We start from the raw sequence: 23,937 nt of genomic DNA on the forward strand, positions 1-23,937 counted from the left end.
GCCTACCCGTTGACGTAGCGGGCAGGCCCGCATGGACTGTGTGTGAATCCTACTCCTGAGCAACTGAAGCAAATCCTCGCCGACGCCGACCACCCCCTGGGGGTCAAGGAACTCCTGAGGCTGGCGGGGCTGCACCCCGGACATCAAACCTGGCTCAAGCGCATCCTGCGCGAGCTGGTTCGCCAGGGCGGTATCATCAAGGAGGGCAAGCGCTTCCTCCTCGAGCCGGTCCCGGGCGGCCGCTCCTCCGATGGGGAGGCCGAACCTTCCCGCCGCAAGGGGCGTAAGGGCCCCATCCCCACCCGGCCCGAGAGCGTCCAGCTGGAGGGCATCCTCCATGTCCACAGGGATGGCTATGGCTTCGTCCACCCGCTGAGCGGTGACGGCGAGAACGTCTTCCTTCCCCCGGCCGAGGCCGCACGGGCGCTCGACAACGATCGGGTGGTGGTGGAGGTGGGCGGGCGGCCGGGGCGGCTGGAAGGCCACCTGGTGCGGGTGGTGCAGCGCCGCCGCGAGCTGGTGGTGGGCACGTACCGCGAGCTGGGCGGGCGGCACGCCGTCGTGGAGCCGAGCGACTCCAGCATGCAGGGCCCCATCCGCGTCCCGAACACCCAGATGGCCCGGGATGGAGACCTGGTGAAGGTCCGCCTGGGCGTGGGCAGCCGGATGCTCGGGCCGGGCGAGGGCCTCTTTGGCGAGGTGGCGGGCTCATTGGGCCGGCCCGGGGATCCGAGCGTGGAGGTGCTCTCCATCGCCTACGGCCAGGGCTTCAGCGACGAGTTCCCGCCCGAGGTGATGGACGAGGCGGACCGCGTGGGGCCCGCGGTCTCCGAGGACGAGGGGCGCGGCGAGGAGCGGCGGGATCTGCGCACGATGCCGTTGATCACCATCGATGGCGAGGACGCGCGGGACTTCGACGACGCGGTGTACGCCGAGCCTTATGGGACTGGCTGGCGATTGGTGGTGGCCATCGCGGATGTGACGCACTACGTGCGCGAGGGCCAGCCGCTCGATGTCGAGGCATTGCGCCGGGCCACCTCGGTGTACCTGCCGGATCGCGTGCTGCCCATGCTCCCGGAGCGCCTGAGCAACGGCATCTGCTCGCTGAGGCCCGAGGAGGACCGGCTGTGCATGGTGGCGGACATGGTGTTCGACGCCCGTGCCCAACTGCGCTCCTCTGAGCTGTACCCGGGCGTCATGCGCAGCGTGGCCCGCTGCACGTACAACGAGGTGCAGGACGTCCTGGACGGCAAGGACGTGCCCCACCGCAATGCCCTGCGCCCGCTCTTCGAGCGGCTGCTGGCCGTGTCCCGCGCGCTGCGAGCCATGCGCAAGGAGCGGGGCGCCATCGACTTCGACTTGCCCGAGCACAAGGTGGTCATGGGCGAGGACGGCCTCCCCGAGCGCATGGAGAAGCGCGAGCGCAAGGAGAGCCACCGCCTCATCGAGGAGTGCATGCTGGCCGCCAACGAGGCGGTGGCGAAGTTCTTCCAGGACGAGGGTCTGCCCACCGTCTACCGCTTCCACGGCGAGCCGGACGAGCAGAAGCTGACCGCCTTCGCCGCGCTGGCCCAGGCGTACGGCTTCAAGATGCGCTTCGAGGACGGCATCTCCTCCAAGGAACTGGATGCCTTCATCAGCCAGCTCGAGGGCCACCCCGAGCAGCGCGCGCTGAACCAGTTGCTGCTGCGGTCGATGATGCAGGCGGTGTACTCGGCCTCGCGGGTGGGGCACTACGGCTTGGCGGCGGAGCACTACCTGCACTTCACCTCGCCCATCCGCCGCTACCCAGACCTGCTGGTGCACCGGCTGCTCAAGGCGCACTGGGTGCGGAAGGGCAAGAAGCGCTCCCAGGCCGCGCTGGAGCGCGAAGAGGCCCAGCTGGAGGACATGGCCGTGCAGAGCTCCGAGCGCGAGCGCGCTGCCATGCAGGTGGAGCGCGAGGTCGTCTCCTTCTACGCCACATTGATGATGCAGGACCGGGTGGGCGAGGAATTCGACGCCACCGTGTCCGGCCTCACCGAGTTCGGCTGCTTCGTGGAGCTGGACACCGAGCACGTGGAGGGGCTGGTCAAGACCGAGTCGCTCGGGTTCGGCGGCAAGCTGGACAAGACGCTGCACGCGCTGGTGTTCCCGGACGGGCGGCGCGTGCGCGTGGGGCAGAAGTGCCGCGTGCGGCTGGCCTCGGTGAGCCCCGAGCGGCGGCAGATGGACTTCGAGCCATTGGAGATCGAGGGCAGGCCCGTGAGCCGCAGCGAGCGGCCCATGCGTCCAGGGCGGGCAGGGTGGCGGCCCACGCCTCGCTTCGAGGAGGCGGAGCCTGCGTTCGGCGTTGTCGAGCGGGGCGCCGCAGCCCGGCGTGGGCGCGGACAGGACATCTCGCAGGAAGCTCCCCAAGCCGAGGAGCGGCGCCGGCGCTTCGTTCGCGAGGGCCAGCGCGAGGAAGTGGCGCCGAGCAAGGCCGACCGCAAGCGCTGGGCGGCCCATGGGAGTACCGAGAGAGATGCGGAGTCTCGCAGGCCCTCTCCGAGAGCCGAGGCACCGGAGCAGGTGGAAGGCACGCCGCGCCGGCGCTTCGTCGTCCGCCCGCAGGTGAGGGAAGAGCCCGAAGCCCGGGACGAGCGGCCGGAGACGTCCTGGCGCCCGGAGCCGCATCCCATTCCCGAGGGAGATCCGCTCGCGGCCTTCATGGCGGATGCGCCACCGTTGGCACCGCCTCCGGTGGATCGCTTGCGCGCGCTCGCGGCCCGGAGCGGTCGCAAGCCGGGAGAGCGCCTCCAGGCGGAACCGCCCGGGCGCCGGTTGGAGCATTCTAAGCCAGAGTCCCGTGATCTGCGGCCCACGCACAAGGACGTGCCCGGCGGCAAGAAGACGAGCCGGGCCGCACCCGCGGGAAAGCGGAAGAACGCCCACGGCGGAGGCAAGCCGCCCAAGTCCGGCGGCAAGTTCAAGCCCGGCCGCCGGAAGCGCTGAGTCCCCTCACAAACCGCCGCTTAGGGTCCCTCCTAAAGGGCCTCGGTGGGGCCGGCGTCCGGGAAGAGCTGCTCATAGTCCGATTGCCGCATGCGGGTCGTGAGGCCCAGGTAATACGTGCCGCGCTGCTTGCAGACGCTGTAGAACGGACCCATGGGATCCGGGGTGCAGGTATGGGTGCAGGCCCCCACGTAGGTCAGCGGTGCGCAACGGGTGGAGGGCTTGCCTGAACCGTCCTGCATCCCCGCGCAGGCCCGGGTCAGGTACTGGGTCTCGTTCGAGACGCGCTGGTCCGCGCCGAAGAAGAGGCCCTCCTGCGTGAAGAGGTTGCCGAAGAAGCACGCCTCGCGAACCGGGTAGGTGGCCAGCTCGCTCTGGGTGAAGGGGATGAGGCTCCCCTGGGCGTTCCTCCCCAGCACGGAGATGGGGACACTCAGCCCGTACCGGTTCACGTGCGCCAGCAGACAGGCGGTGATGACCTGCTGCTCGATAACGGTGGGGGCCGCGCCACTGGCCCAGCCGGGTGCCAAGCCCAGTCCGCCGCTCCACGTGTAGTGCACGCCCGTCTGGGAATCTGTGTACGTGCGCGTCTCTCCCTCCGGCACCGCACAGCGGACCACGTAGCGCATGAGCATGTCCGCCTGCGCTGGAGCCTGAGTGAACCAAGAGGAGAAGCTGCTGGTGGACAGCCCGTTGGCGGACAGCCCGTTGACGGACAGCCCGTTGGCTGAGAGCCCATTGGCCGATAATCCGTTGGCGGACAGTCCGTTGGTCGAGCCGAGCTCCTGGCGCTGGCTCTCCCACGTCGCGCCTTGGGGGATTCCCTCGGGTCCGCAGCCGGGCGCCGCCGCTCCCAGCAGCACCGCCACGAGCGAGAGCCAACCCCTCGCGCCCCCACTCTTCCTCGCCCTGGTGTGCGCCACGCTCTCCTGTGCCGTCATCACGCTCCCCTTTCCCATGAAAGAAGATGACAACCGTGACGACGTAAAAAAGTGGGCGGCTTTTTCTGGATGATCCGGTTCGCTCTTCCGAACGAGTGCGCCGTGAGATGGTCGACACCCGGCGGCAGATCCGTCCAATTCTCGATAGGCGCGGAAGACTCCTGACTCGGGGGCCTCTCCTCCCGAGGAACCTGACCCCACTTTGAGGGGTCTCTCGATTCTCGGGATTTGAAGACGATCATGAACGCGCTCGCCATGCCCATGGAGGTTCCCTCCGGCACGGTGGCCCTGGCCTTTACCGACATCCAGGGCTCCACCTTGCTGTGGGAGCGCTGCAGTGCGGGCATGCGGACCGCGCTGGAACTCCATGATCGGATCCTGCGCGCGCTGCTGTCGTCCATGGGTGGTTACGAGGTGAAGACGCAGGGCGACTCCTTCATGGTGGCGTTCTCCACCGTGGAGGGGGCGGTGCGCTGGTGTCTGGAGGTGCAGGAGGCGCTGCTGAAGGCTCCGTGGCCGGCCGAGCTGCTCACCCAACCCGAGGCCTCCGAGGTGCGAGGTCCGCAGGGGCCGCTGTACCGGGGCCTGCGTGTGCGCATGGGCGTGCACGTGGGCGAGCCCGAGCTGCGCGTGGATTCGCGCACGGGCCAGGTCGACTACGTGGGCCGCATGGTGAATGTGGCGGCCCGTGTGGCGGATGCAGGCCATGGCGGGCAATTGCTGCTGAGCGGCGCGGCGTGGGCGCACGTGGTGGGCTTGCTGGAGAGCTTGGGACGGCCCTCGGTGCGCATGCTGGGGAGCTTCCGCCTGAAGGGGATCTCCGAGCCTGTTCCGCTGCTGGAGCTGTTGCCCGCGTCGCTGTCGGGCCGGCGGTTCGACTCTCTGCGGGTGCGCGAGGAGCGCCGCGGCAACCTGCCCGAGCAGCCGGGCGACATCATCGGCCGCGAGGAGGAACTGGGGACGCTGCGTCTATGGCTCTCGGAGGGAGCGAGGCTGATCACCATCCTGGGGCCGGGGGGCATGGGGAAGACCCGGCTCGTGACCCACTTCGGCAGCCTGGCGCTGGCCACGCGCGCGTGGGAGGGCGGCGTCTGGTGGTGCGATCTCACCGAGGCCAAGACGACCGAGGACATCTGTCATGTCGTTGGCCAAGCGCTCGGGGTGCACCTGCAGGGCGGCGTGGGCGCGGATCTGGTGGGGCAGCTCGGCGGAGCGATGAGCGTCCGCGGGCCCGCGCTCGTCATCTTGGACAACCTGGAGCACCTGCTGCAGCACATGCCCTCCACGCTGCGGCGCTGGATCGTCTTGGCGCCGGAGGCTCGGTTTCTCGTCACCTCGCAGGAGTCGCTGCGCCTGGCGGGGGAGCGGATCCTGGATCTGGCGCCGCTGGGGTTGCCGGCCGAGGACGCGCAGTCGCTGGAGGCGATCTCCCGCTCGGAGGCGGTGCAGCTGTTCGTGCGGCGGGCCCGGGCGGCTCGCGGGGGCTTTGGGCTGACGGAGGCGGAGGCGCCGCTGGTGGCGGACATCGTCCGGCGGCTGGACGGAATTGCGCTGGCCATCGAACTGGCGGCGGCACGCACGTCGCTCTTGAGCGTGGGGCAGATCCGCGAGCGGCTGTCCCGGCGCTTCGAGTTGCTGCGCAGCGGGCAGCGGGACGCGGTGGCGCGGCAGGCGACGCTGCGAGGCGCCATCGACTGGTCATGGAACCTGCTGGATGTGACGGAGCAGGCGGTGTTGGCGCAGTGCTCGGTGTTCCGCGGGGGCTTCACCCTGGAGGCCGCCGAGGCGGTGCTGGTGCCCTCGCAGGGCGGGCCGGAGGTGCTGGAGATCGTCCAGGCACTGCGCTCCAAGTCGCTGCTGCGGGCGGGGGCCTCGGAGGGAGTGCCGGGCGAGCTGCGCCTGGGCATGTACGAGAGCATCCGCGAGTACGCCTCGGCGCGGCTGGCGGAGCAGGGCGAGGGCGCCGCGCTGGTGGTGCGGCACGCCGAGTACTCCCTGGGGTTGGCGCGGGAGCTGCGCGGTCCGGCACGCGGGGGAGGAGGGGAGGCGCTTCACCGGCTGATGGCGGAGCGGGAGAACCTGCTGGCCGCGTGTGATCATGCGCTCGCGTCGTGGCCTCCGACACCCGAGACGGTGAACCGGGCGCTGGAGGCGCTGGTGGCGCTCGAGCCGGACATCGCCTCGCGGGGGCCGGTGGGCATCACGCTGCCCCGGCTGGATCGAGCGCTGGAGCAGGCGGCGACGCTCTCGGAAGACTCGCTGCTCCGGGCCGAGGCGCTGGCGGTGCGGGGCCGGGCGCAGTTGGAGACGGGCCAGCTCGCGGCGGCGCGGAGGGACTTGGAGCACGCACGCACGTGCTTCCGGGCGCTGGGGGAGCGTGCGGGGGAGAAGCGGATCCTGGTCGATCTGTCGATCGTCGTCCGGCACGAGGGCGATGTGGAGGCGGCCTGGCGCTTCATCCAGGCGGCGCGGAGCTTGTCGGCGGAGGGGGATCGGTGGCTGGAGGCCTACACCGTGGGCAACGCGGGCATCATCGAGCAGGTGCGCAGCGGCCCGGGCGCGGCGATTCCGCACCTGCACGAGGCGCTGTCGTTGTTCCGAGCGGTGGGGGACCGGACCTTCGAGGTGCTCTTCCTGAACAACCTGGCGCTGGCGATTGGCGAGCGCGGAGGGACAGTGGAGGCGGTGGGCTTCCTGGAGGAGGCGCTGGCGAAGGCGCTGGGGGCGGGGAGCCGTGCGGGGCAGGCGTTCGCGCGGCTGAACCTGGGCTGCTTCCTGCTCGACGCGGATCGGACGGCGGAGGCGTGCGAGCACCTGGAGGCGGTCGTGAGCCTGGGGCGGCAGCTCGGCATGCGGATTGTGGAGGGGTGTGCCCGGGGAGAACTGGGCCGGGCCTGCATGGTGGCCGGCGCGTGGGAGAAGGCCGAGACGCACCTGAAGAACGCGACCTCCATTCTGGCGCAGGTGTCGCGGTGGCACGCGCTGCGGTTCTCGCTGCACCTGGCGGCGGTGCAGGCGCTGAGAGGTGAGCGGGCCGAGGCGCGGAGGAGCTTCGCGACGCTGGAGGCCGCGCTGGAGATCCAGAACGATCCGGTGCTGCGCGAGCTGGCGGCGCTGCTCTACGCGACCCTGGAGCTCGCCGAGGCGCGGGCCGCGGCGCCTGGAGGTGCGGAAGCAGCGCAGGGCAGGGCCGCGGTGCAGCGGCGGCTGGAGCGAGCGAGGGGAGGGCCCATGGAGGGCGCCTCGTCCGATCTTCGCGGCTGGCTGAGGCTGCTGGAGCGGGACCTGCGCGCCTGGGCCTAGGGGGCGGTGCCGTGAGCGTGGCGCGCCATGAACGCCGCGCAGGTCTCCGGAGTGGCGAAGGCGGCCAGCGCGTTCTCCGGGACAATCATGGTCTCGAGAACCGCGTTGGCGAGCGCTGGGTTCTGACTGGCGGCGGCGAAGACCTGGGCCATGTGCGGAGGGGTGGGCTGCAGCAGAGCGTTGTTCCAGTACGTCGTCGCTCGGACGGTCTCCCAGGTTCGCTCCTCCGCCCGCTGGCAGAAGGCCTCATCGAAGGACTGGCCGGACTCCACGGCTTCGCGAAGGGTCTCGGCGAGGATCCAGGCGCAAGCCGATGCCGCGTTGGCGCCCATGCCCGAGAGCGGATCGTGGAGCACGTGAGCGTCTCCGAGGGCCACGACACAGCGACCGTTGCTCAGCCGTGTGTACCCGCGGCGCACTACCGGCGTCACTCGCCCCTGAACCCAATCGAGCGGCCCCGCCAGCAGGAAGGCATCCGGATCCAGGCGCGCGAAGGTGGCGGGGGCATGCTCCCGCAGCAGCTCCAGGAACAAGGCCGAGAAGCCGCGCGGATCCTCGTTGGGATTCCGGGAGGTGATCACCTCGAGGGCCCCGCCGGGGACGGCCTCGAGGAACAGGCTCCCGATGAAGCCCTGCGTGGAGACCATCCGGCCCTCGGCGACCTCGCCGTGGCCCGGGGCGATGGTGAACTGAAACCCGAGCGGCTCGGGGGGGCGCATGCCGTGGAACAGGCCCCCGAACAGCAGGCGTGCGGGCTGAGTGTGCGGCGAGTGCTCGGGCACGCGGGGGAACAGGTGGCCCAGACCCGCGCGCCCCGTGGCCACCACCACCAGCTCATGCCGCTGGGTGATCTCCTCCAGCCCCGCCGCATCCACCGCGGCGACGTGAAGCGAGCCGCCTCGCGCCACGAAGTTCTCGGCGAGCCGGGGCTGGTAGACGCGGTAGTCCATGAACTGGGAGGGAGCCACGAGCTTTCCCTGGAAGCCAACCCCCTGGGGGCCGCTGATGGCGAAGTTGAAGGTGAACTGGACGAGCTCCGGAGAGTCCCAGTGATTGACTCCCAGCAGGCGCTCCCGCTCTCGCGTGGGAGCATGGTGGGCCACCGTGTTGGGCAGGCGCGCCGAGCGCAGCTCCGCGGGAGCCCGCTCGGTGTAGATCGTCGCGGGGATGCCGAGCTGCTGCAGGCGCAAGCCCAGGTGCAAGCCGGCGGTACCGGCGCCAATGATGCCAATGCGGGTCATGGGTCTCTTCTCCGAGGAAGGGAGCTTGGGTCCGCAGTGGTAGCACGAGGGGCCCACAGCCACTGTGAGGGGGGAGGCTGGGGGCGCACGACATCTGGGCCTATTCACCCCTGCTCAACACCCTCTAAGGGAGGAACTTGATCGGCACTGCAAGTCCCTCATAGCGTCGCTCGCCAGAGCATGACGTCGTTCATTCCAGCAACGTGGCTTGCGGTGAGTCCCACCCTCGAACAGGGAGGAGATCGGGTTGTGGCAGCCTTCGGCTGTTTCTCTGGTCTGTCGTGTCGTTGGGAGGCCTTGCTTGTGCCGCGCAGCAGCAGACCGGCGCGCCTATGAAAACGAGCCGTTTCTTTCCTGCCAACGAGACTCACTGGTGTGAGATCTCGGCCTCTCATGAATGTATTGTGAAGGCGGTGGTTCACGAGGTGGCGCATTCTTGCTCAAAGTGAGCAGTCTCTAGGACGCGCCACCTTGGAGTTTCAGGATGCTCGCTATGATGGGGAATCGTTATCGGGACGGCTCCTTCTGGGGGCTGAGTCAGGCGTTGTGCGCTTGGACAAGCGTCTCATCCCGCGAGCAGACATCCACGTGAATGCCATTGTCGACTGCAGCTCGGGCGAACCTCTCTCGTTCATCATGGCCGATGCCATTCCTGCAGCGGCTCATGAAGAAGACCTCCTGCTGCTGGCTCCTGGGTACTGGTACGGAAGCACGATTCGCTTCAAGCTCTTCAGCGAGCGGTTCACAGGGCTTGGGCCCGAGTGCATCGAAGCGGAGCTCACGGTCTTTTCATTCGAGGGCAAGCCTCTTGCGAGCACACGTGTACGTGCCGAGCGGCCTGCAGCGAATGGAGGGGGGCTGGACGGGTTGACTGCCCCTGCAGACGCTGGAACTCCCTAGGTTATCAGTCATAAGGGATCCGGAGGTTCCAAAGGAGGATCTCTTCCTGTCCCAGGGGGCGATGCAAGCAGCGCAGCGGGCCATCCTGTGAGGCCACAAAAACCAATCCGCCCTGGTGCTTGTTGGCGAAGTACGCAGCGGCTCGGTGCCGGGATCCATGCTGATTGATGGCATAGCGTGCACCGGGGGTCCCCTGGAGCGTTTCGGCCTCGTAGACCGCAAGCTTTTCCTCTCCTTGGGTCGAGATAGGGTAGCCCGCGCAGACAACTTCGAGGTTGGGGCCAAGCAAGAGCGCGTTGTCCACGGCCGTGAGTTGGCCGATGGTGTCCACAAGGGCGTCGAGTTCTTCTTTGTCGTGCTCCCTGTCTTGGTGAGCTATTGCCTTGTCGAGCACCTCTTCGTCTGACTCTGGTGTGCTCGCTGTCGTTCGCTTCCAGAGAAGATCCTGATAGATGCTCTCTGATGAGACGTACTCTTTCAGCCTGGTCCGCAAGACAGTCCCAGCGCTTTGTGGCAGCCTGTACTTGCCTTCGGGTCTGAACTTTTCGATTTGGCTGGTATCCGGAAGAATGGCAATTAGCCCGCCATGCCGCATTTCTCCCATTCGCCAGACGAGTTTGTAGAAGATCTGAGAAATGTGCCAATTCTTTGTGCCTGACAGGCCCAACAGAGGTTCTGCCAGTTCGTCCCTGAGTGACGCGCATATCCGCATGAGTACGGCGTTGACCATGCTGCTTGTATTAAACAGGAGGACGTCGAGTCGCACTCTGCGCGCCGGAGAGAGAATGCGACCCTGCTCGTAACGAAAAACCTCTTCCCCATTGATGCTCAATATGAGGTAGCCAGGCTCGGGTGCGTGAAATACAAGCACGTCGTTTTCGTTGGTCTCGTAGAGGTGCTCGTATTCAACTCTGCGAGCAAGGCCTTGGATGATGACTTGTCCATCTTGAAGCCCCACAACGACAGATGTGCGTGGGAGATTCGCAATGGGGGCGATCTTGATGAGGGCCTTGACGCTGAGGCTTGTTATGTCGGGTTCATGCTCAAAAGGGATGATTTCCCAAGCGCGTCGGTCGGAATGGGCGCTGCCGACGAGGACGTGCTCACGAATGTCTTCGAGTCCAGCAATGCCGCGCGGGTGATAGACCAGACGGACACGTGTGATGTCTCCTTCTTCTTTGCCAAGGCTGGCAAAGAAGAGCGTGTCTGCGAGGGTCGCGAGCAGGTTGAGATGCTCTTCGGGGAGGGTCACTCCCCGTTCTTTTTGCAGCCAGTCCCGGAGGGCACTCCCCGGATACAGCAAAGAGCCTTCACTCATCTTGCTGAACCTCTGAGACAGGCCTGGGCGAAACGCCTACCGACGACGCGGTTTTCCTACCCCTACGCCCTCAGGGCCACCACGGTGACGCCGTCGCCGCCTTCGTGGCTCTCGCCCGGGCGGAACATGCGGATGTACGGCGAGTTGGCCAGGTAGTCCCGGAGGGCCTGCTTGAGCGCTCCCGTCCCGTGGCCGTGGATGATGAGCGCCGCCTCCTCGCCCGAGCGCATGCCCTGGTCGAGGAACTGCTCTACCTCCGCCAGGGCATCGTCCGCGCGCATGCCGCGCACGTCGCAGCGGAAGTTCGTCGCCTGCACCTCCGCGGGCGCCGCCGCCGAGGCCTTCTTCATCGCCGCTTCCTGCTTGTTGCGCTCTGGGAAGCGCATCTGCGGCTTCGCCGTCCGCGAGCCCGACAGCTCCGACACCGGCACGCGCATCTTGATCACCCCGGCTGCCACCAGCGCTTCGTTGCTGTGCAGCTCCAGGATCTCCACGTCCTTGTCGAGCCCCGAGTGCCGCACCCACGCGCCCACCTTGAGCGTCGGCGGCTGGGGCGCCTCCACCTTATAGAGCTCGGCGCGCGCCTCCTTGGCCCGCTTCGCTGCATCTTCGGCCCGCTGCACCAGCGCCGCCCGTGCCTCCTGCGCCGCCTTCTCGTTGGTCTGCGCGCGCAGCGTCTGCAGCAGCGCCCGGACCTCCGCCGCCGCGTGCTCGCTCGCCGCTGCGACGTCCTCGTTGAAGCGCATCATCTTCTCTTTGCGTTCGCGCTCGAAGGCCTGCTTCTGCGCCTCCAGATCCTTGCGGAGCTTCTCCGCCGCGGCCGCGGCCTCTCGCGCCTTATCCAGCTCCTCGGACAGCTTCCGCCGCTCCTCCTCGGCCGCTGCCAGCGCCTTGGTCAGCGGGCCTCCGGCGTTCATCGCCAGGTCGCGTGCGCGCTGACAGATGCGCTCCGGCAGGCCCATGCGCGCCGCCATCTCGATGGCCGACGAGGCTCCCGCCGCGCCCAGCTGCAGCCGGTACGTGGGCGCCATCCGCTTCGCATCGAAGCCCACGCGCGCGTTGAGGAAGCGCTTGTCCATGTGGGCCAGCGCCTTGAGCTCCTCCAGGTGCGTCGTCACCAGCACCACGGCGCCCTTCTCCAGCAGCTCCTCCAGCACGGCGATGGCGATCGCCGCACCCTCGCGCGGATCCGTGTCCGCGGCGATCTCGTCGATCAGCACCAGTGAGCCCGGGCCCACCTTCGCCGCGATGTCCCGCAGCATCACCACGTGCGCGCTGAACGTGGACAGACCCTGGGACAAGTCCTGCGCGTCGCCCACCGTCGAGTTCACCGAGCGGTAGAGCGGCATCTTCGAGCCCTGCTCCACGGGAATGGGCAGGCCGCAGCGCAGCATCAGCGAGCACAGGCCCACCGCCGTCAGCGTCACCGTCTTACCGCCCGCGTTCGGACCGGACACCACCAGCGCCCGTGCCTCGCCCGAGAGGAACACGTCGTTGGGCACCACGTCCGTGCCCCTGATCGCCAGCAGCGGGTGCCGCAGCAGCTTCAGCGTCAGCTCGTCCACGCCCTTGAAGGCGGGCGAGTGCGCGTCCAGGTCCGCCGCCAGCAGCGCCGCCGCCTCGGCCTCGTCCAGCTCCGCCACCGCCGTCAGCCCCTCCAGCACCCGGTGGGATTCCTTCCCGAGCTGGTTGGACAGGTCCTGCAGGATCCGGCGCTCCTCCTCGGCCACCTCGGACTGGGCGATGGCCAGGTCGTTGCCCATGTTCACCATCGCCTGGGGCTCGATGAAGAGCGTCTGCCCCGTCTGGCTGGCGTTGTGGACGATGCCGGGCACCTCGCCTCGGAAGTTGGACACCACCGGCACCACGTACCGGCCGTTGCGCAGCGTGTAGTAGTTCTCGCGCAGCTTGGGGATGAAGTTCTCGTCGTGGAGCATCTCATCCAGCTTGCTCTTGATGCGCCGGTGCAGCCCGTTGGAGCGATCCCGCGCCTCTTTCAGCTCGGGGCTGGCCCGGTCCGAGATCGTCCCGTCCGGCTCGAAGCAGCGATCGATGCGAGACGCGAGCGCCTCCAGCATCGGCAGCCGGCGGCTCAGCGTCGCCAGCATGGGGACCGACTCCTCGCGCTCCTCCAGGGCCTCGCGGGTGCGGGCGAACGCATAGAGCAGCTGCGCGGAGGCGATGAGATCCCGGGGCTCCAGCATGCCGCCCTTGGAGGACCGGTTCACCGCGTCTCTCAGGTCACTCACCCCACCCAGGGGGAGCGAGAACTGCTCCTGAGAGAGCAGCCGGGCCTCGGCCACCAGAGAGAGGGCGTCACTCACTTGGTCTTCGGTGTCCAGGAAGGGGCGGGCCGACGCGCGCTCTTTGCCGGGAGCGGTGCGGCAGCGGTGGGCCAGCGCGCGGAGCACTTCCGCGAAGCCGAGGTCCTCGAGGGTTCGTTGGGCGATCTGCACGGACATGGTTTCATGCCTGGCCCTAGGGGCCGTCAAGGGATCATTGAGGGGGAACGCCGCCTCTGTTATCAGCGCTCCATGGTGTGGCTCATCCTGGCGGGCGCACTGGCGGGCGCAGTGGACGCCCCCGCGAACTCGGCCCTGACGCAGGCCCTCGCTCGGGAAGAGGCCGGGGACACCGCGGGTGCACTCGCGGGTGTGGAAGCCGTGAGCAACACCTGGCCCGCTTGGGAGCTGCCCCACATCGAAGCCGCGCGACTCATGCTCAAGCTCGGGGGAGAGCTGGACAGGGCAGCGGCCCACCTGGACATTGCCTCGGCGCTCACCCCCGAGAACCCTCGCGCCCACTACCTGCGGGGGCTGCTGTGGGAGGAGCACGGACAGCCCCGGCGCGCTGCCCAGGCGTACGAGGTGGCGCTCCTCTACCGGCCCTCTTATGAGGAGGCCCGCTTCCGCGCGGCCGGTCTCTGGCTGGCCGAGGGCGACTTGCTCAAGGCCGAGTACCACTACCGCCTTCTCACCAAGGCACGTCCGGAGTGGGTGCAGGTGCGTCTCCTGCTGGCCCAGGTGCTGGAGCGGCAGGAGCGGGTACCGGAGGCGGAGAAGGAACTGCTCGAGGTGCGAGCGCTGCAGCCGGAGAACCTCCTGGCCGCCCGGCGGCTCGCCGAGCTGTACGAGCGGACGGGCCGGGAGAAGCTCGCCCAGAAGCTGCGCAAGTCCATCGAGGCGCCCGAGCCGAAGCGCCGCATGCGCACGCTCAAGCCGTCACGCCGGTAGGCAGACGAACAGGAGACCGAGCGGATTGCGCTTGAAGCGCTGCGGCATACACTGCGCGCGCCTTGAAGACCGCCAACCTCGCCATTGTCTTCACCGACATTCAAGGGTTCACCGAGCGCACCAGCCGGCAGACCCATGAGGAGAATCAGCGCCTGCTGCAGGTGCACCATGATCTTCTCGCACCGCTGTTCACCCGCTTCGGGGGGCGCATCATCAAGTCCATTGGTGATGCGTTCCTGGTCACTTTCGAGTCGCCCACCCAGGCGGTCCTGAGCGGCGTGGCCATCCAGGATCGGCTCTGGGAGTACAACCGCACCGCTTTGGAGAGCGAGCAGCTTCGCGTGCGCGTGGCCATCAACGTGGGCGAGGTGCGCGTCGAGCCCAACGATGTGTTTGGCGAGCCGGTGAACATCGCCGCGCGTGTGGAGGGCATCGCCGAGCCGGGCGAGGTCTACTTCACTGAGGCCCTCTACCTCTCCATGAACAAGGCGGAGGTGCCCTCGGAGGAGGTGGGCGCGTTCGAGCTCAAGGGTATCCCTGGGAAGATCCGCGTCTTCCGTGTCCCAAAGGGGCCCTACCGCATGGAGGCTCCCGTGGTGCCGCTGCCTGCGCCCGCGGGCATTCCTCCCGTAGGGCCTCCCTTCGCCAACCTGGGCCTGGCGCGACTCTCTGCGGAGGGGGGGGCTCTCTCCGCGGTGGGCCAGCGGGCGGCCGTGCTGGGAGGCCAGGCGAAGAGCGCCGGTGGGCAGTTCCTGGCCCGGCTGCGCTCGCGGCTGCCTGCGGGCTTCACGGGGCTGCGCATGGCAATGGTCTTCGGCGGGCTGGCAGTGGTGCTGGGTGTGGCGGTGGTGGGGTTCGGAGGCAGCTCCGCGGAGCGGGCCATCTCCCAGGTGAGGGATGCGAAGCCCACCGAGCGGCCCGCACTGGTGCTCGAGGCGCGCAAGCTCATCGAGTCGGAGAAGAACCTGGGTAACCGGCAGCGCCTCTTCGGAGAACTGCAGGAGGCCGTGGGTGACATGGCCGGCGCAGTGGACCGGTACGTGGACTCCGTGAGAGCGGGCAACGGCAAGGCGGGGGATCGGCTCACCGAGCTGTTGACGCATGAGGAGTGCCGGGTGCGCGTGGACGCGGCCAAGGCGGTAGGGGAGCTGCGGCTCAAGAGCGCGCGCGGCGAGCTGAAGGATTTGGCCGAGGAAGGCGGCCCGGGCGATGGAGAAAAGACGAACCTCCTGGACCGGGTGCTCGGCGGCTGTGACTCGCGGAAGGCCGCGAGGAACGCGCTCGAGCGGTTCAAGAACGACTGAGGACCTCGGGCGCGACACCCGAGGGAGAGGACGATTGTGAGCAGGGTCAAGACGGGACTGGATGTGTGGGTGGAGCAGGGCTTCGCCGCGCTGAAGGGCAAGCGCGTGGGAGCCATCGTCAATCCCACCAGCGTGGACTCGCGCTTCCGCCACCTCGCGGATTTGCTGGCGAAGACGCCGGGCGTGACGCTGGCGGCGCTCTTCGGCCCCGAGCACGGCATCCGTGGCGAGGCCCAATATATGGTGGCCGTGGATGATGCCCGGGATCGCCGCACCGGCGTGCCCGTGTACAGCCTCTACGGCTCCACCTTCGAGTCGCTGTCTCCCCGGCCCGAGTGGCTCGCGGGGCTGGATGCGCTCGTGTTCGACATTCAGGACGTGGGCAGCCGCTACTACACCTACGTCTACACCATGGCGCTGGCCATGAAGGTGGCGGCGAAGGCGAAGGTGCCCTTCTTCGTGCTGGATCGGCCCAACCCACTGGGCGGCACGCTCGTCGAGGGAAACCTGGTGGGTGAGGGCTACCGCTCCTTTGTAGGGCTCTACCCCCTGCCCAACCGCCACGGGATGACGGCGGGCGAGCTGGCCCGGCTCTTCAACGCGGAGTTCGGCCTTGGCTGCGAGCTGACGGTGGTGCCGTGCGAGGGCTGGCGCCGGGAGATGTTCTGGTCCGACACGGGGCTGCCGTTCATCTCGCCGTCGCCGAACATGCCCACGCCGGACACGGCGCTCGTGTACCCGGGCATGTGTCTGGGCGAGGGCACCAACGTCTCCGAGGGACGTGGCACCTGCCGCCCCTTCGAGCAGTTCGGTGCGCCGTGGATAGACTCGGAGGCCCTGGTGGCGCGGCTAGAGAAGGAGCGCCTGCCGGGCGTCACCTTCCGGCCCGTGGGCTTTACTCCCACCTTTGACAAGTTCAAGGGCGAGTCCTGCAGCGGCGCCTTCATCCACGTCACGGATCGGCAGGCCTTCCAGTCGCTGCGTACGGGCATTGCCATCTTCCAGGCGGTGCGCGACGTGGGCGGTGGAAAATTCGCCTGGCGCGCGGATGCCTACGAGTTCGTCGAGGACGTGCCCGCGTTTGACCTGTTGTGCGGGACGGACCAGGTGCGCCGGGGATTCGAGGAAGGGTGGCCGCTGGACCGTCTGATGGAAGGCTTCCAGGCCCAGGCCGACGCGTTCCAGAAGCAAAGGAGCCCCTACCTGCTGTACGCTTGAGCCAAGGCGGCCCCCGTGATTGGCATTCTGTCCGACAGCCATGGCGATCTCGCTGCGTTCAACGCGGCCTATGAGCTGCTGCGGGAGAAGGGCGCCCGGCGCTTCATGTTCGTCGGCGGGCGCTATACGGACCTGGATGCCTGGTTGCTGGAGCAGCGGGAGAAGTCTCGCGGTGGCCGCGAGTACTCGGACATGGACTTCCTGGCGGACGTGACGCAGTGGCTGTCCTCGAAGGACGCCCTGCCTCGGCCGCCCGCGTTCGGCGAGGCCCCGGCGGACTTCACCGCCGAGGAGGATCGCCGGCTGGTGCTGGAGCGCTTCGTGCGAGTGCCGGAGCGGGATTGTCTCCAGTACATGGACCCGACGATTCCCCGGAAGCTGCTGGACATGGTGGGCGATGCGCTGTGCTGCCTCGTCCACGACAAGAACGATCTGACCCGGGAGGATCTGCTCAACGCCACGATCTTCATCCACGGCAAGGAGTCCGAGCCGAAGGTGGTGCAGATCGGCCCTCGGTACTTCCTGACGCCGGGGCGGATGACGGGTGCGGCCGAGCAGACGTGTGCGCTGCTGGAGAAGGTGGATCGGGACCTGCGCTTTACGGGCTTCCGCTTGGACGGGTCCGTGGTGCTCGAGCCCCAGACGATTCAGCTGGGCCGTGGGACGAAGCTGTCGGTGAAGTGAGGTGGCTTTGCGCGTCGGGCTCCTGGGAGGCTCTTTCAATCCACCGCATGTCGGCCACCTGATGGCGGCCCAGTACGTCCACGCGACGCAGGGCATGGACGAGGTGTGGATGATGCCGGCCTATCAGCATCCGTTCGGCAAGGCGCTGGTGCCCTTCGAGCACCGCGTGCGGATGTGCCAGCTGTTGTGCGAGGAGACCTCGGGCTGGATGAAGACGAGCCTCGTGGAGCAGGAGGTCGCCGAGCGGGGCGGCTCCGGCTACACGGTGGAGACGCTGGCGTACCTGCGAGAGCGCCACCCGCAGACCGAGTTCTCGCTGATCATCGGCTCGGACATCCTGAACGATCTGCCGAAGTGGAGAGATCCCGACCGCATCAAGCAGATGGTGCGGATGCTGGTGCTCTATCGCGCGGGCTACCCGGCGCCGAACACACTGGGGCCTCCGCTGGCGGAGGTTTCCTCCACGCAGATCCGCGACATGCTGGCGCGCGGCGAACCCCCGGCGGAGCTGGTGCCCAGCCGGGTGCTCGCGTACGCGCATGAAGTGGGTCTCTACGGCCTGTGAGTCTCCGGGCCTGCGTGCACAGGCTCAGAGCGACAGGCCGACGAGGTGCAGCGGGCCCAGGCCGCGATCGAAGCGCTGGGCGTATTGGTAGTAGAGGCCGAGCGACACCAGTCCTCCCAAGGTGAGCTGGAGCCGGGCGGCGCCTCCTGCCGCGCGGAGGTTCTGCCGGAAGTCCGTGCGCGCCCAACTGCCGAAGCCCTCCACCTCGAACTGGTTCACGAAGAGCGAGGGCAGCAGGTACACCGTCGAGGCCCAGCCGTAATCCACGATGAAGCGGTACTTGTAGAGCGCGTTGCCCACCACCGCATGGCGGGCCAACACGGAGAAGTCCTCGTAGCCCCGGAGGTACTCGGTGAACGACGTGCCCGGCTGATACTGCCTCGGGATGCTGGGCCCCCGGCCCGGCTCGGAGAGATAGAGCGGGTTGCCCGAGGTGATGCCACCTACTTCGAGCAGCGTGGTGGGCGCCCCCGGCAGGAACCGGCCCGCCACCGAGAGGTGCAGGTTGTCCCGCTTCAGGAAGGGCAGGCCGCCCAGGTACGTCTCCACCTCCGCGCGCACGTCTCCCATCGTGGAGGTCGACTCGAACGCCCGGGGGAAGACCCCTGCGGACAGCGAGAACCCCAGCCCCTTCTGCGGGCCGCCATAGGGAGTGCCCGCCCCGGCGAAGTAGGCCGTGGAGATCTCGGGGCCGAAGAGGGAAGTCCTCACGGGAAGGCCATCGTCATCGCGCCGGTTGTACAAGCGCCGCATGCCGAACAGCCCGAACGACACAGGCGTGGTCCAGAAGGTTCTTGAGGCAGAGAGGAAGGCCTGGATGTCCCGCTGGTCGTCGTCCTTCGAATACCCAACCGTCGTCAGGAGGTACCAGGGCGCCAACTGCGCGTTGCCGTAGTTCAACGAGAGGGTCGTGTTCTTCGCGCCCGAGTCATAGGAGGCGTTAATCGCCCAGGCGTGGAAGCCCAGCCGATCCTGTCCCGCCAGCGAGATCAGGCCCTGGACGCGCAGCTCCTCGGTGTCCTCGTCCACGTACGCGAGCACGAACGGAACCCGTAGCTCCGGGTACGCCAGCCGCTCGAGCGGCGAGTAGGGCGCGTCGGAGAGGACCTCCACCTCTTTGGAGGTCTGGGGAGGAGGCTCGGCGATAGGGGCCTCGGCCAGTGGGCCCGTCGCGGAAGCGGGAGGCGGGGAGGAGGGGGCCGCGTCCGTGGTCGGAGGCGCAGGAGGTGCCGGGGCTTCGGGGGCAGGAGCTTCGGTGGCGGAGTCCGAGGGGGCAGGGGGGCTGGGATACTCGGCAAAGCCCTCAGCGGGAGACGCGGCGGACTCACTCGGAGGTGTCTCGGGTGGCGCCGCGACTTCTGGAGCCGGCGGCGCAGCGGGGGCAGGAGCCGGAGCTGCCACGGGCTGTGGCGCGGATGTCTCCATGGCCACGAGCGGAGCCCGATCGAGCGAGAAGTTGAAGCCATCGCGGTTGAGGAACGCGATCTGCCCGTTCCCCACCGGTTGAGCATCCATCACCAGGTGCGGCGCATCCGTCACCCGGGCCAGCTCTCCCGTGGAGAGCTTCAGGAGGTGCGCCTGCAGCCTCTCCTCGTGCTCGCGCAGGAACAGCACCTGATCGTCATCCACCCATTGGGGCGAGTAGTTGAACTTCCCATCCCGGGTGAGCCAGCGCACGCTCCCATCCTGCCCGCGCAGCGCGAGGTCCCACCCGTCCGGTCCTCGCATCGCGAACACCACGCGCTGGCCATCCGGGGACACCGCGGGCGCGCCCAGCGAGACGTGGTTCTCGAAGCGGGTGAGGGGCTCCTGCTGGCCCGTCTCTAGGTTCAGGCGCACGAGGTTCGCGATGTCGCCGTTCTTCACATCCACGAACACGTAGCCCTTGCCGTCCGGCGTGACACTGCCGCCCAGGCCGTCGCTGATCTCCCAGGTCTGGAGCACCTCGCCCGTGCGCGCGTCTACCCGCCACACCCGGGACATGAAGGCACCCACGCTGTCGATGTCCGCCCCCACCAGGTAGAGCAGGGACCCATCGCGGGTGAAGGACAGGCCGCTCATGGCGGACGGCGTGCTGACGATCCACTTGCGCCCCGGCAGCAGCAGCGTGAGATCCTTCGAGAAGCGCACCGAGCCATCCCGCTCGCGCACGGTGAGGTGCGGCGTCTCCTCTCGCCCCGCGAACAAGAGCGCCATCGCCCCGTCGCTCGGAGAGGCCGCCAGCCGCGAGAAGTATCCCGCATCCTTCACCAGCACCGCCTGCGAGGAGGGCCGCTCACGCCGGGCCAGCTCCTGAGTCAGGCTCGCGGTGAAATCGTCGAACAGCGCGCCGATCGACTTCCCGTACACGCGCCGGAAGCGCAGGGTCACGCCGAAGGGCGGCGCCCAGGACTGGCCCTGCTCGTGGATCAGCATCCACAGCTTCTTCTCGCCGTAGGTGCGCACCAGCCACGCGATGAAGTGGCTGCCCGTGAGGTAGCTGCCGCCGAACGGGTCCGCCTCACGGTGCTCGGGTGACAGGTGCCCCGCGTTCAAGTCCCCGCCGTGCGCCTGCGCCATCGCCTCGAAGGTGCCTCGCCAGATGGGGCTGTGCGGACGCCCCGTCTGCTTGTCGAAGTGCCCCTCGTAGTAGGTGGCCAGTCCCTCCAAGAACCAGGACTCGGTGAAGATGTTGGGCTGGAGGATGCCACCCGTCGTGAAGTTGATGCCCCACCAGAGTCCCTCCTCCTGCTGCATCTGCACGTAGTGGACGGCCTCGTGGCACCCCACGTCGCCCAGCTCCGTCTCCCCCAGGTCCATCAGGTTGAACAGCTCCAGGCTCATGTGAGACGGCATCACCATCTGCTGCGGCGTGCTCACCAGGTCCGGCTGGACGTACGCGTTGTTGAAGCCCGCGCTCGTCATGTAGATGAGCAGCCGGTTCCTCGGACGTTTGCTCCAAGACAGATCCCTCAGCCGGTCCACGCAGGCTTCGACGCGGGCCGCCACGCGCAGGGCCGCCGGCTTCAGGTGCTCCGGGTAATACAACTCCATGGAGCGCGTGGTGAGCTTCCGCATGTCATCCCGGGCGAAGGAGGCCTGGACCTCCTGGGAAAACCGGGGTGAGACGAAAGCGCACCCCGAGGCCAGCAACAGCACGAGGGCGAGGAGGGGAGAGCCCCGAGGCGGCCGACGGAGCGAGTGCATGCCGCCATCCTAGGGGCACAAATCGTGGCCAAGGGCACGTTTTTCACGATAAGGGGACGCCCGCACGTTTCCACTCTCCAGGATGTGACATGGCCACACCGGACCCCCAGGCCCTCCCCGTTCCGCAGCACGTCTACCAGGCGCAGGCCCAGCTCGCCGCCGCTCTCGAGAAGGTCGAGGGCAAGCCCGTGGATCTCCTGAAGACACCCTGGGCCGACGTGGAGAAGAGCGTCATCAAGCTGCTGGGCGGCGCGTTCCAGCCCAACCGTCCCGAGCACCAGGCGATCGCGCTCGGGCTGGCGGGTGTGTTCGCGCAGCGCATGAACGCCGAGCACCAGGCGTTCTGGTTCCCCAACCGCGACTCCCCCGAGGGCGCCACGCTGGGCTTCCCCGAGGCCATCATCATGCTGTCGCCGTTCGGCGCGGTGATGGACTCGATGAGCCAGGGCAAGCTGGCGAAGCTGGATGAGCTGAGCGCGGACATCCGCCGCTCGCTGGGGCAGACGCGCTTTAACCCGGGCGCGGCCATGTCGCTCGGCGGCCAGCCCAAGCTGGGTCCTCCGGACTACCAGCGGCTCTTTGACCCGGGCTTCCTCCAGTTCGTGGTGCTGGATCCGGCCAAGGCCCAGCAGACGTTCGACTCCAAGCCGGACGCACTGGCTCGCGATGTGAAGGATGCGCTCGGCCGCACCCAGCCGCCGCTGCCGCAGGAGGCCCGCCAGCAGTTCGAAGGACAGATCGTCATGTCCCTGCAGCGGCTGGAGGCCGGCAAGCCCCTGGCGGAGCAGGTGGAGCGCGCGCCCCGGCTGGTGGAGCTGATGGCGCACATGGTGTCCACCGTGGGTGGCACGGGCTGCGCCCCCGAGGAGTTCTGGGGCGAGATCGTCCTGCCGCTGCTCTTCATCGGCGTGCCGCAGCAGTTCCCGCCGCTCGATGAGGACGAGCTCGAGGCCTACAAGCAGGGCGCTGAGCCGCTGGCCCTCTTCGTGGACCTGGTGCCGCACGCCCACAAGGCCCCGGAGGAGGGCCTGCTGGGCACCTTCGATATGACCGAGCTCGGCCTGCCGCACCCCGCGTTCTCCAAGGTGGGCTCGCTGCGCCTCATCCAGGTGAACCCCTCGCGCATCAAGCCGCTGCTGGAGCAGTTCGACCCGGCCAAGACGCAGGACGTGGTCAACCGGTTCACCCAGTACCTCGCGGAGAAGGCCGGCAAGCCCGCCCAGGAGTCTCCGCAGGGCAAGGAGATGCTCCAGGCCGCGATGATGCTGCTCACGGACCTGAAGCGCTCGGTGACCACGGCCCAGGGCCCGCTGTGCCTGCGCCGCCTCACCGAGGCCGAGGCCGCCTCCGAGCAGGCCCTCGCGCTCGTCCGCCGCGCCATGCAGGGCGGCCGCATCATCCTCACCACCTAATCCGGGCTCCGGCGCGATGTCCTCCCTCGCTCCCGAGCCGGCGTCTCCCGTCACCACCGTTTCCCCTGGTGGCGGGATCGCCGTGCGGATCGAGCAGGTCCACAAGACCTTCCCCGGCGGGGTGGCCGCGGTGGAGGGTGTGGACCTCGACATCGCTCCGGGCGCCTTCGTAGCGCTGGTCGGGCCCTCGGGCTGCGGCAAGTCCACGCTGCTGCGCATCGTTGCCGGGTTGGACTCCGCCACCCGGGGACGGGTGGTGCTGTCTCCCTCGCCGGAGCAGGCCCACGCCTCGCGTGCTCCCATCGCCTATGTGTTCCAGGACGCGCACCTGCTGCCCTGGCGCTCCGTGCTCGACAACGCGGCCTTGCCGCTCGAGCTCTCCGGCATGGACCGGACCGAGCGCCGCACCCGCGCCCACGAGATGCTCGCGCATGTCGGACTGGGGGACTTCACCACCCGCTACCCCGCGGAGCTCTCCGGTGGCATGCGGATGCGCGTCTCGCTCGCTCGCGCCCTGGTGACACGTCCCCGGCTGTTGCTCTTGGATGAGCCGTTTGGCGCGCTGGATGAGCTCACGCGCGGCCGGCTGGATGAGCAGCTCCGGGTGCTGTGGCAGGAACTGGGGATGACCGTGCTCTTCGTCACCCACTCGCTCTCCGAGGCCGCGTGGCTCGCCGAGCGGGTCATTGTGTTCTCACCTCGCCCCGCTCGGGTGGTGCTGGACCGCACGCCAGAGCTGCCTCGCCAGCGCACCGCCGCGCTGCGTGTGGAGGCGGCCTTTGCCCGTGAGGTGCAGATCCTCTCCGAGGCCCTGGAACGGGGAGGCGCGTGATGGTGCGCTCGGTGCTGGTCCGCTCCGTGCTTCCTCCCGCGGCAGCCTTGGTCGTATTGCTGGCCCTGTGGGAGGGGACCGTCCGTGTGTTGGGCATCCAGGCGTTTCTGCTGCCGCCCCCGTCGGCCGTGTTCGCCAGTGGGTGGCATGACGCTGGGCAGCTGGCCGCCAGCAGTTGGGTCACCGCCAAGGCAGCACTCCTCGGCTTCGGCCTGAGCGCCCTGGCCGGAGCCCTCGCGGCCATCGTGCTCTCGTCATCGCGGCTGCTCGAGCGTGCCCTCTATCCGTACACCATGTTCCTGCAGACGGTTCCGATCGTCGCCATCGCTCCGTTACTGGTGCTGTGGTTTGGCCCCGGACAGCGGGCCGTGGCTGCTTCGGCTTTCATCGTCTCGGTGTTCCCGGTCATCGCCAACACGCTGAGCGGCCTGCGCTCGGTGGAGCCAGCGCTTCGGGACTTGTTCCGCCTCTATGGCGCGCGGAGGTTCGCCACGCTCCTGAAGCTGGAATTGCCCAGCGCCTTGCCCCACATCTTTACCGGGCTGCGCATCGCCTCGGGTCTGGCCGTCATTGGCGCCATCGTGGGCGAGTTCGTCGCCGGCTTCTCGGAGGGCACCGCCGGGCTGGGCATCCTGGTGCTCGCGGCGTACCGCCAGCTGCGCACCGATCTGATGTTTGCGGCGGTGCTCTGCGCGTCCGTGCTGGGGATCTTCCTGTTCGGCGCCGTGAGCTTGCTGAGCGCACGTTTGCTCCAGCGCTGGCATCCCTCCGCCTCCTGAGGTTCAGGGGCCTGCGGCAGCGGCCCGGGATCAGGCTCGGGCAGGGCA

15 protein-coding genes are annotated in these 23,937 nt (G+C 68.4%); 10 read left to right on the top strand and 5 right to left on the bottom strand.

Annotated elements, in window-relative coordinates; genetic code table 11:
• Positions 1-42 precede the first annotated feature (42 nt).
• Positions 43-2,973 (top strand): ribonuclease R, encoded by a 2,931-nt coding sequence (gene rnr / locus DB31_RS13035; protein ID WP_044186936.1) that lies wholly within the window; start codon positions 43-45, stop codon positions 2,971-2,973.
• A 32-nt stretch (positions 2,974-3,005) separates the two neighbouring features.
• Here the strand turns inward: rnr and DB31_RS13040 are convergent, their stop codons facing one another.
• Positions 3,006-3,896, bottom strand: a complete 891-nt coding sequence (locus DB31_RS13040; RefSeq protein ID WP_044187288.1) for a hypothetical protein — start codon at positions 3,894-3,896, stop codon at positions 3,006-3,008.
• A 258-nt stretch (positions 3,897-4,154) separates the two neighbouring features.
• Between DB31_RS13040 and DB31_RS13045 the strand changes: the two genes are divergently transcribed.
• Positions 4,155-7,217 (top strand): ATP-binding protein, encoded by a 3,063-nt coding sequence (locus DB31_RS13045; RefSeq protein WP_052419937.1) that lies wholly within the window; start codon positions 4,155-4,157, stop codon positions 7,215-7,217.
• Here the strand turns inward: DB31_RS13045 and DB31_RS13050 are convergent.
• From DB31_RS13050 to DB31_RS13070, 3 genes are all read right to left on the bottom strand, one after another.
• A complete protein-coding gene (locus DB31_RS13050; RefSeq protein WP_044186940.1) occupies positions 7,214-8,458 on the bottom strand; it encodes a styrene monooxygenase/indole monooxygenase family protein in 1,245 nt (414 codons plus the stop codon). The two genes, DB31_RS13045 and DB31_RS13050, sit on opposite strands and share 4 nt — an antisense overlap.
• Before the next feature lie 904 nt (positions 8,459-9,362).
• On the bottom strand, positions 9,363-10,676 hold the full coding sequence (locus tag DB31_RS48765; protein ID WP_157231954.1) for a putative sensor domain DACNV-containing protein: 1,314 nt from the start codon (positions 10,674-10,676) through the stop codon (positions 9,363-9,365).
• Positions 10,677-10,738: 62 nt separating this feature from the next.
• Positions 10,739-13,138, bottom strand: coding sequence for an endonuclease MutS2 (locus DB31_RS13070; RefSeq protein WP_044186947.1), 2,400 nt, complete (start codon positions 13,136-13,138; stop codon positions 10,739-10,741).
• Positions 13,139-13,210: 72 nt separating this feature from the next.
• Here DB31_RS13070 and DB31_RS13075 point away from each other — a divergent pair, with 72 nt between their 5' ends.
• From DB31_RS13075 to nadD, 5 genes are all read left to right on the top strand, one after another.
• Positions 13,211-13,909 carry a tetratricopeptide repeat protein gene (locus tag DB31_RS13075; RefSeq protein ID WP_044186949.1) on the top strand — a complete coding sequence of 233 codons (699 nt, stop codon included), beginning with the start codon at positions 13,211-13,213 and terminating at the stop codon, positions 13,907-13,909.
• Between the two features lie 62 nt (positions 13,910-13,971).
• Positions 13,972-15,213, top strand: coding sequence for an adenylate/guanylate cyclase domain-containing protein (locus DB31_RS13080; RefSeq protein WP_044186951.1), 1,242 nt, complete (start codon positions 13,972-13,974; stop codon positions 15,211-15,213).
• 36 nt (positions 15,214-15,249) lie between these two features.
• Positions 15,250-16,431 carry an exo-beta-N-acetylmuramidase NamZ family protein gene (locus tag DB31_RS13085; protein ID WP_044186954.1) on the top strand — a complete coding sequence of 394 codons (1,182 nt, stop codon included), beginning with the start codon at positions 15,250-15,252 and terminating at the stop codon, positions 16,429-16,431.
• Between the two features lie 15 nt (positions 16,432-16,446).
• Complete coding sequence (locus DB31_RS13090; protein ID WP_044186957.1) at positions 16,447-17,115, top strand: hypothetical protein; 669 nt, start codon at positions 16,447-16,449, stop codon at positions 17,113-17,115.
• Between the two features lie 7 nt (positions 17,116-17,122).
• Complete coding sequence (gene nadD, locus DB31_RS13095) at positions 17,123-17,680, top strand: nicotinate (nicotinamide) nucleotide adenylyltransferase (protein WP_044186960.1); 558 nt, start codon at positions 17,123-17,125, stop codon at positions 17,678-17,680.
• A gap of 24 nt (positions 17,681-17,704) precedes the next feature.
• On the opposite strand, the gene DB31_RS13100 is transcribed toward nadD, so the two are convergent.
• Positions 17,705-20,866 carry a TolB-like translocation protein gene (locus tag DB31_RS13100; protein WP_044186962.1) on the bottom strand — a complete coding sequence of 1,054 codons (3,162 nt, stop codon included), beginning with the start codon at positions 20,864-20,866 and terminating at the stop codon, positions 17,705-17,707.
• A gap of 89 nt (positions 20,867-20,955) precedes the next feature.
• Here DB31_RS13100 and DB31_RS13105 point away from each other — a divergent pair, with 89 nt between their 5' ends.
• From DB31_RS13105 to DB31_RS13115, 3 genes are read left to right on the top strand one after another with little or no spacing between them, the layout of a single operon-like run.
• The gene (locus DB31_RS13105) at positions 20,956-22,278 is read left to right on the top strand and encodes a hypothetical protein (protein ID WP_044186964.1); all 1,323 of its coding nucleotides are present in this window, start codon (positions 20,956-20,958) and stop codon (positions 22,276-22,278) included.
• Positions 22,279-22,294: 16 nt separating this feature from the next.
• Positions 22,295-23,110 carry an ABC transporter ATP-binding protein gene (locus DB31_RS13110; protein ID WP_205628501.1) on the top strand — a complete coding sequence of 272 codons (816 nt, stop codon included), beginning with the start codon at positions 22,295-22,297 and terminating at the stop codon, positions 23,108-23,110.
• Positions 23,110-23,889, top strand: a complete 780-nt coding sequence (locus DB31_RS13115) for an ABC transporter permease (protein ID WP_044186966.1) — start codon at positions 23,110-23,112, stop codon at positions 23,887-23,889. The genes DB31_RS13110 and DB31_RS13115 overlap by 1 nt, the downstream gene beginning before the upstream one ends.
• Positions 23,890-23,937: the final 48 nt, after the last annotated feature.

Origin of the sequence: Hyalangium minutum, assembly GCF_000737315.1 — a bacterium.
Classification (GTDB): domain Bacteria; phylum Myxococcota; class Myxococcia; order Myxococcales; family Myxococcaceae; genus Hyalangium; species Hyalangium minutum.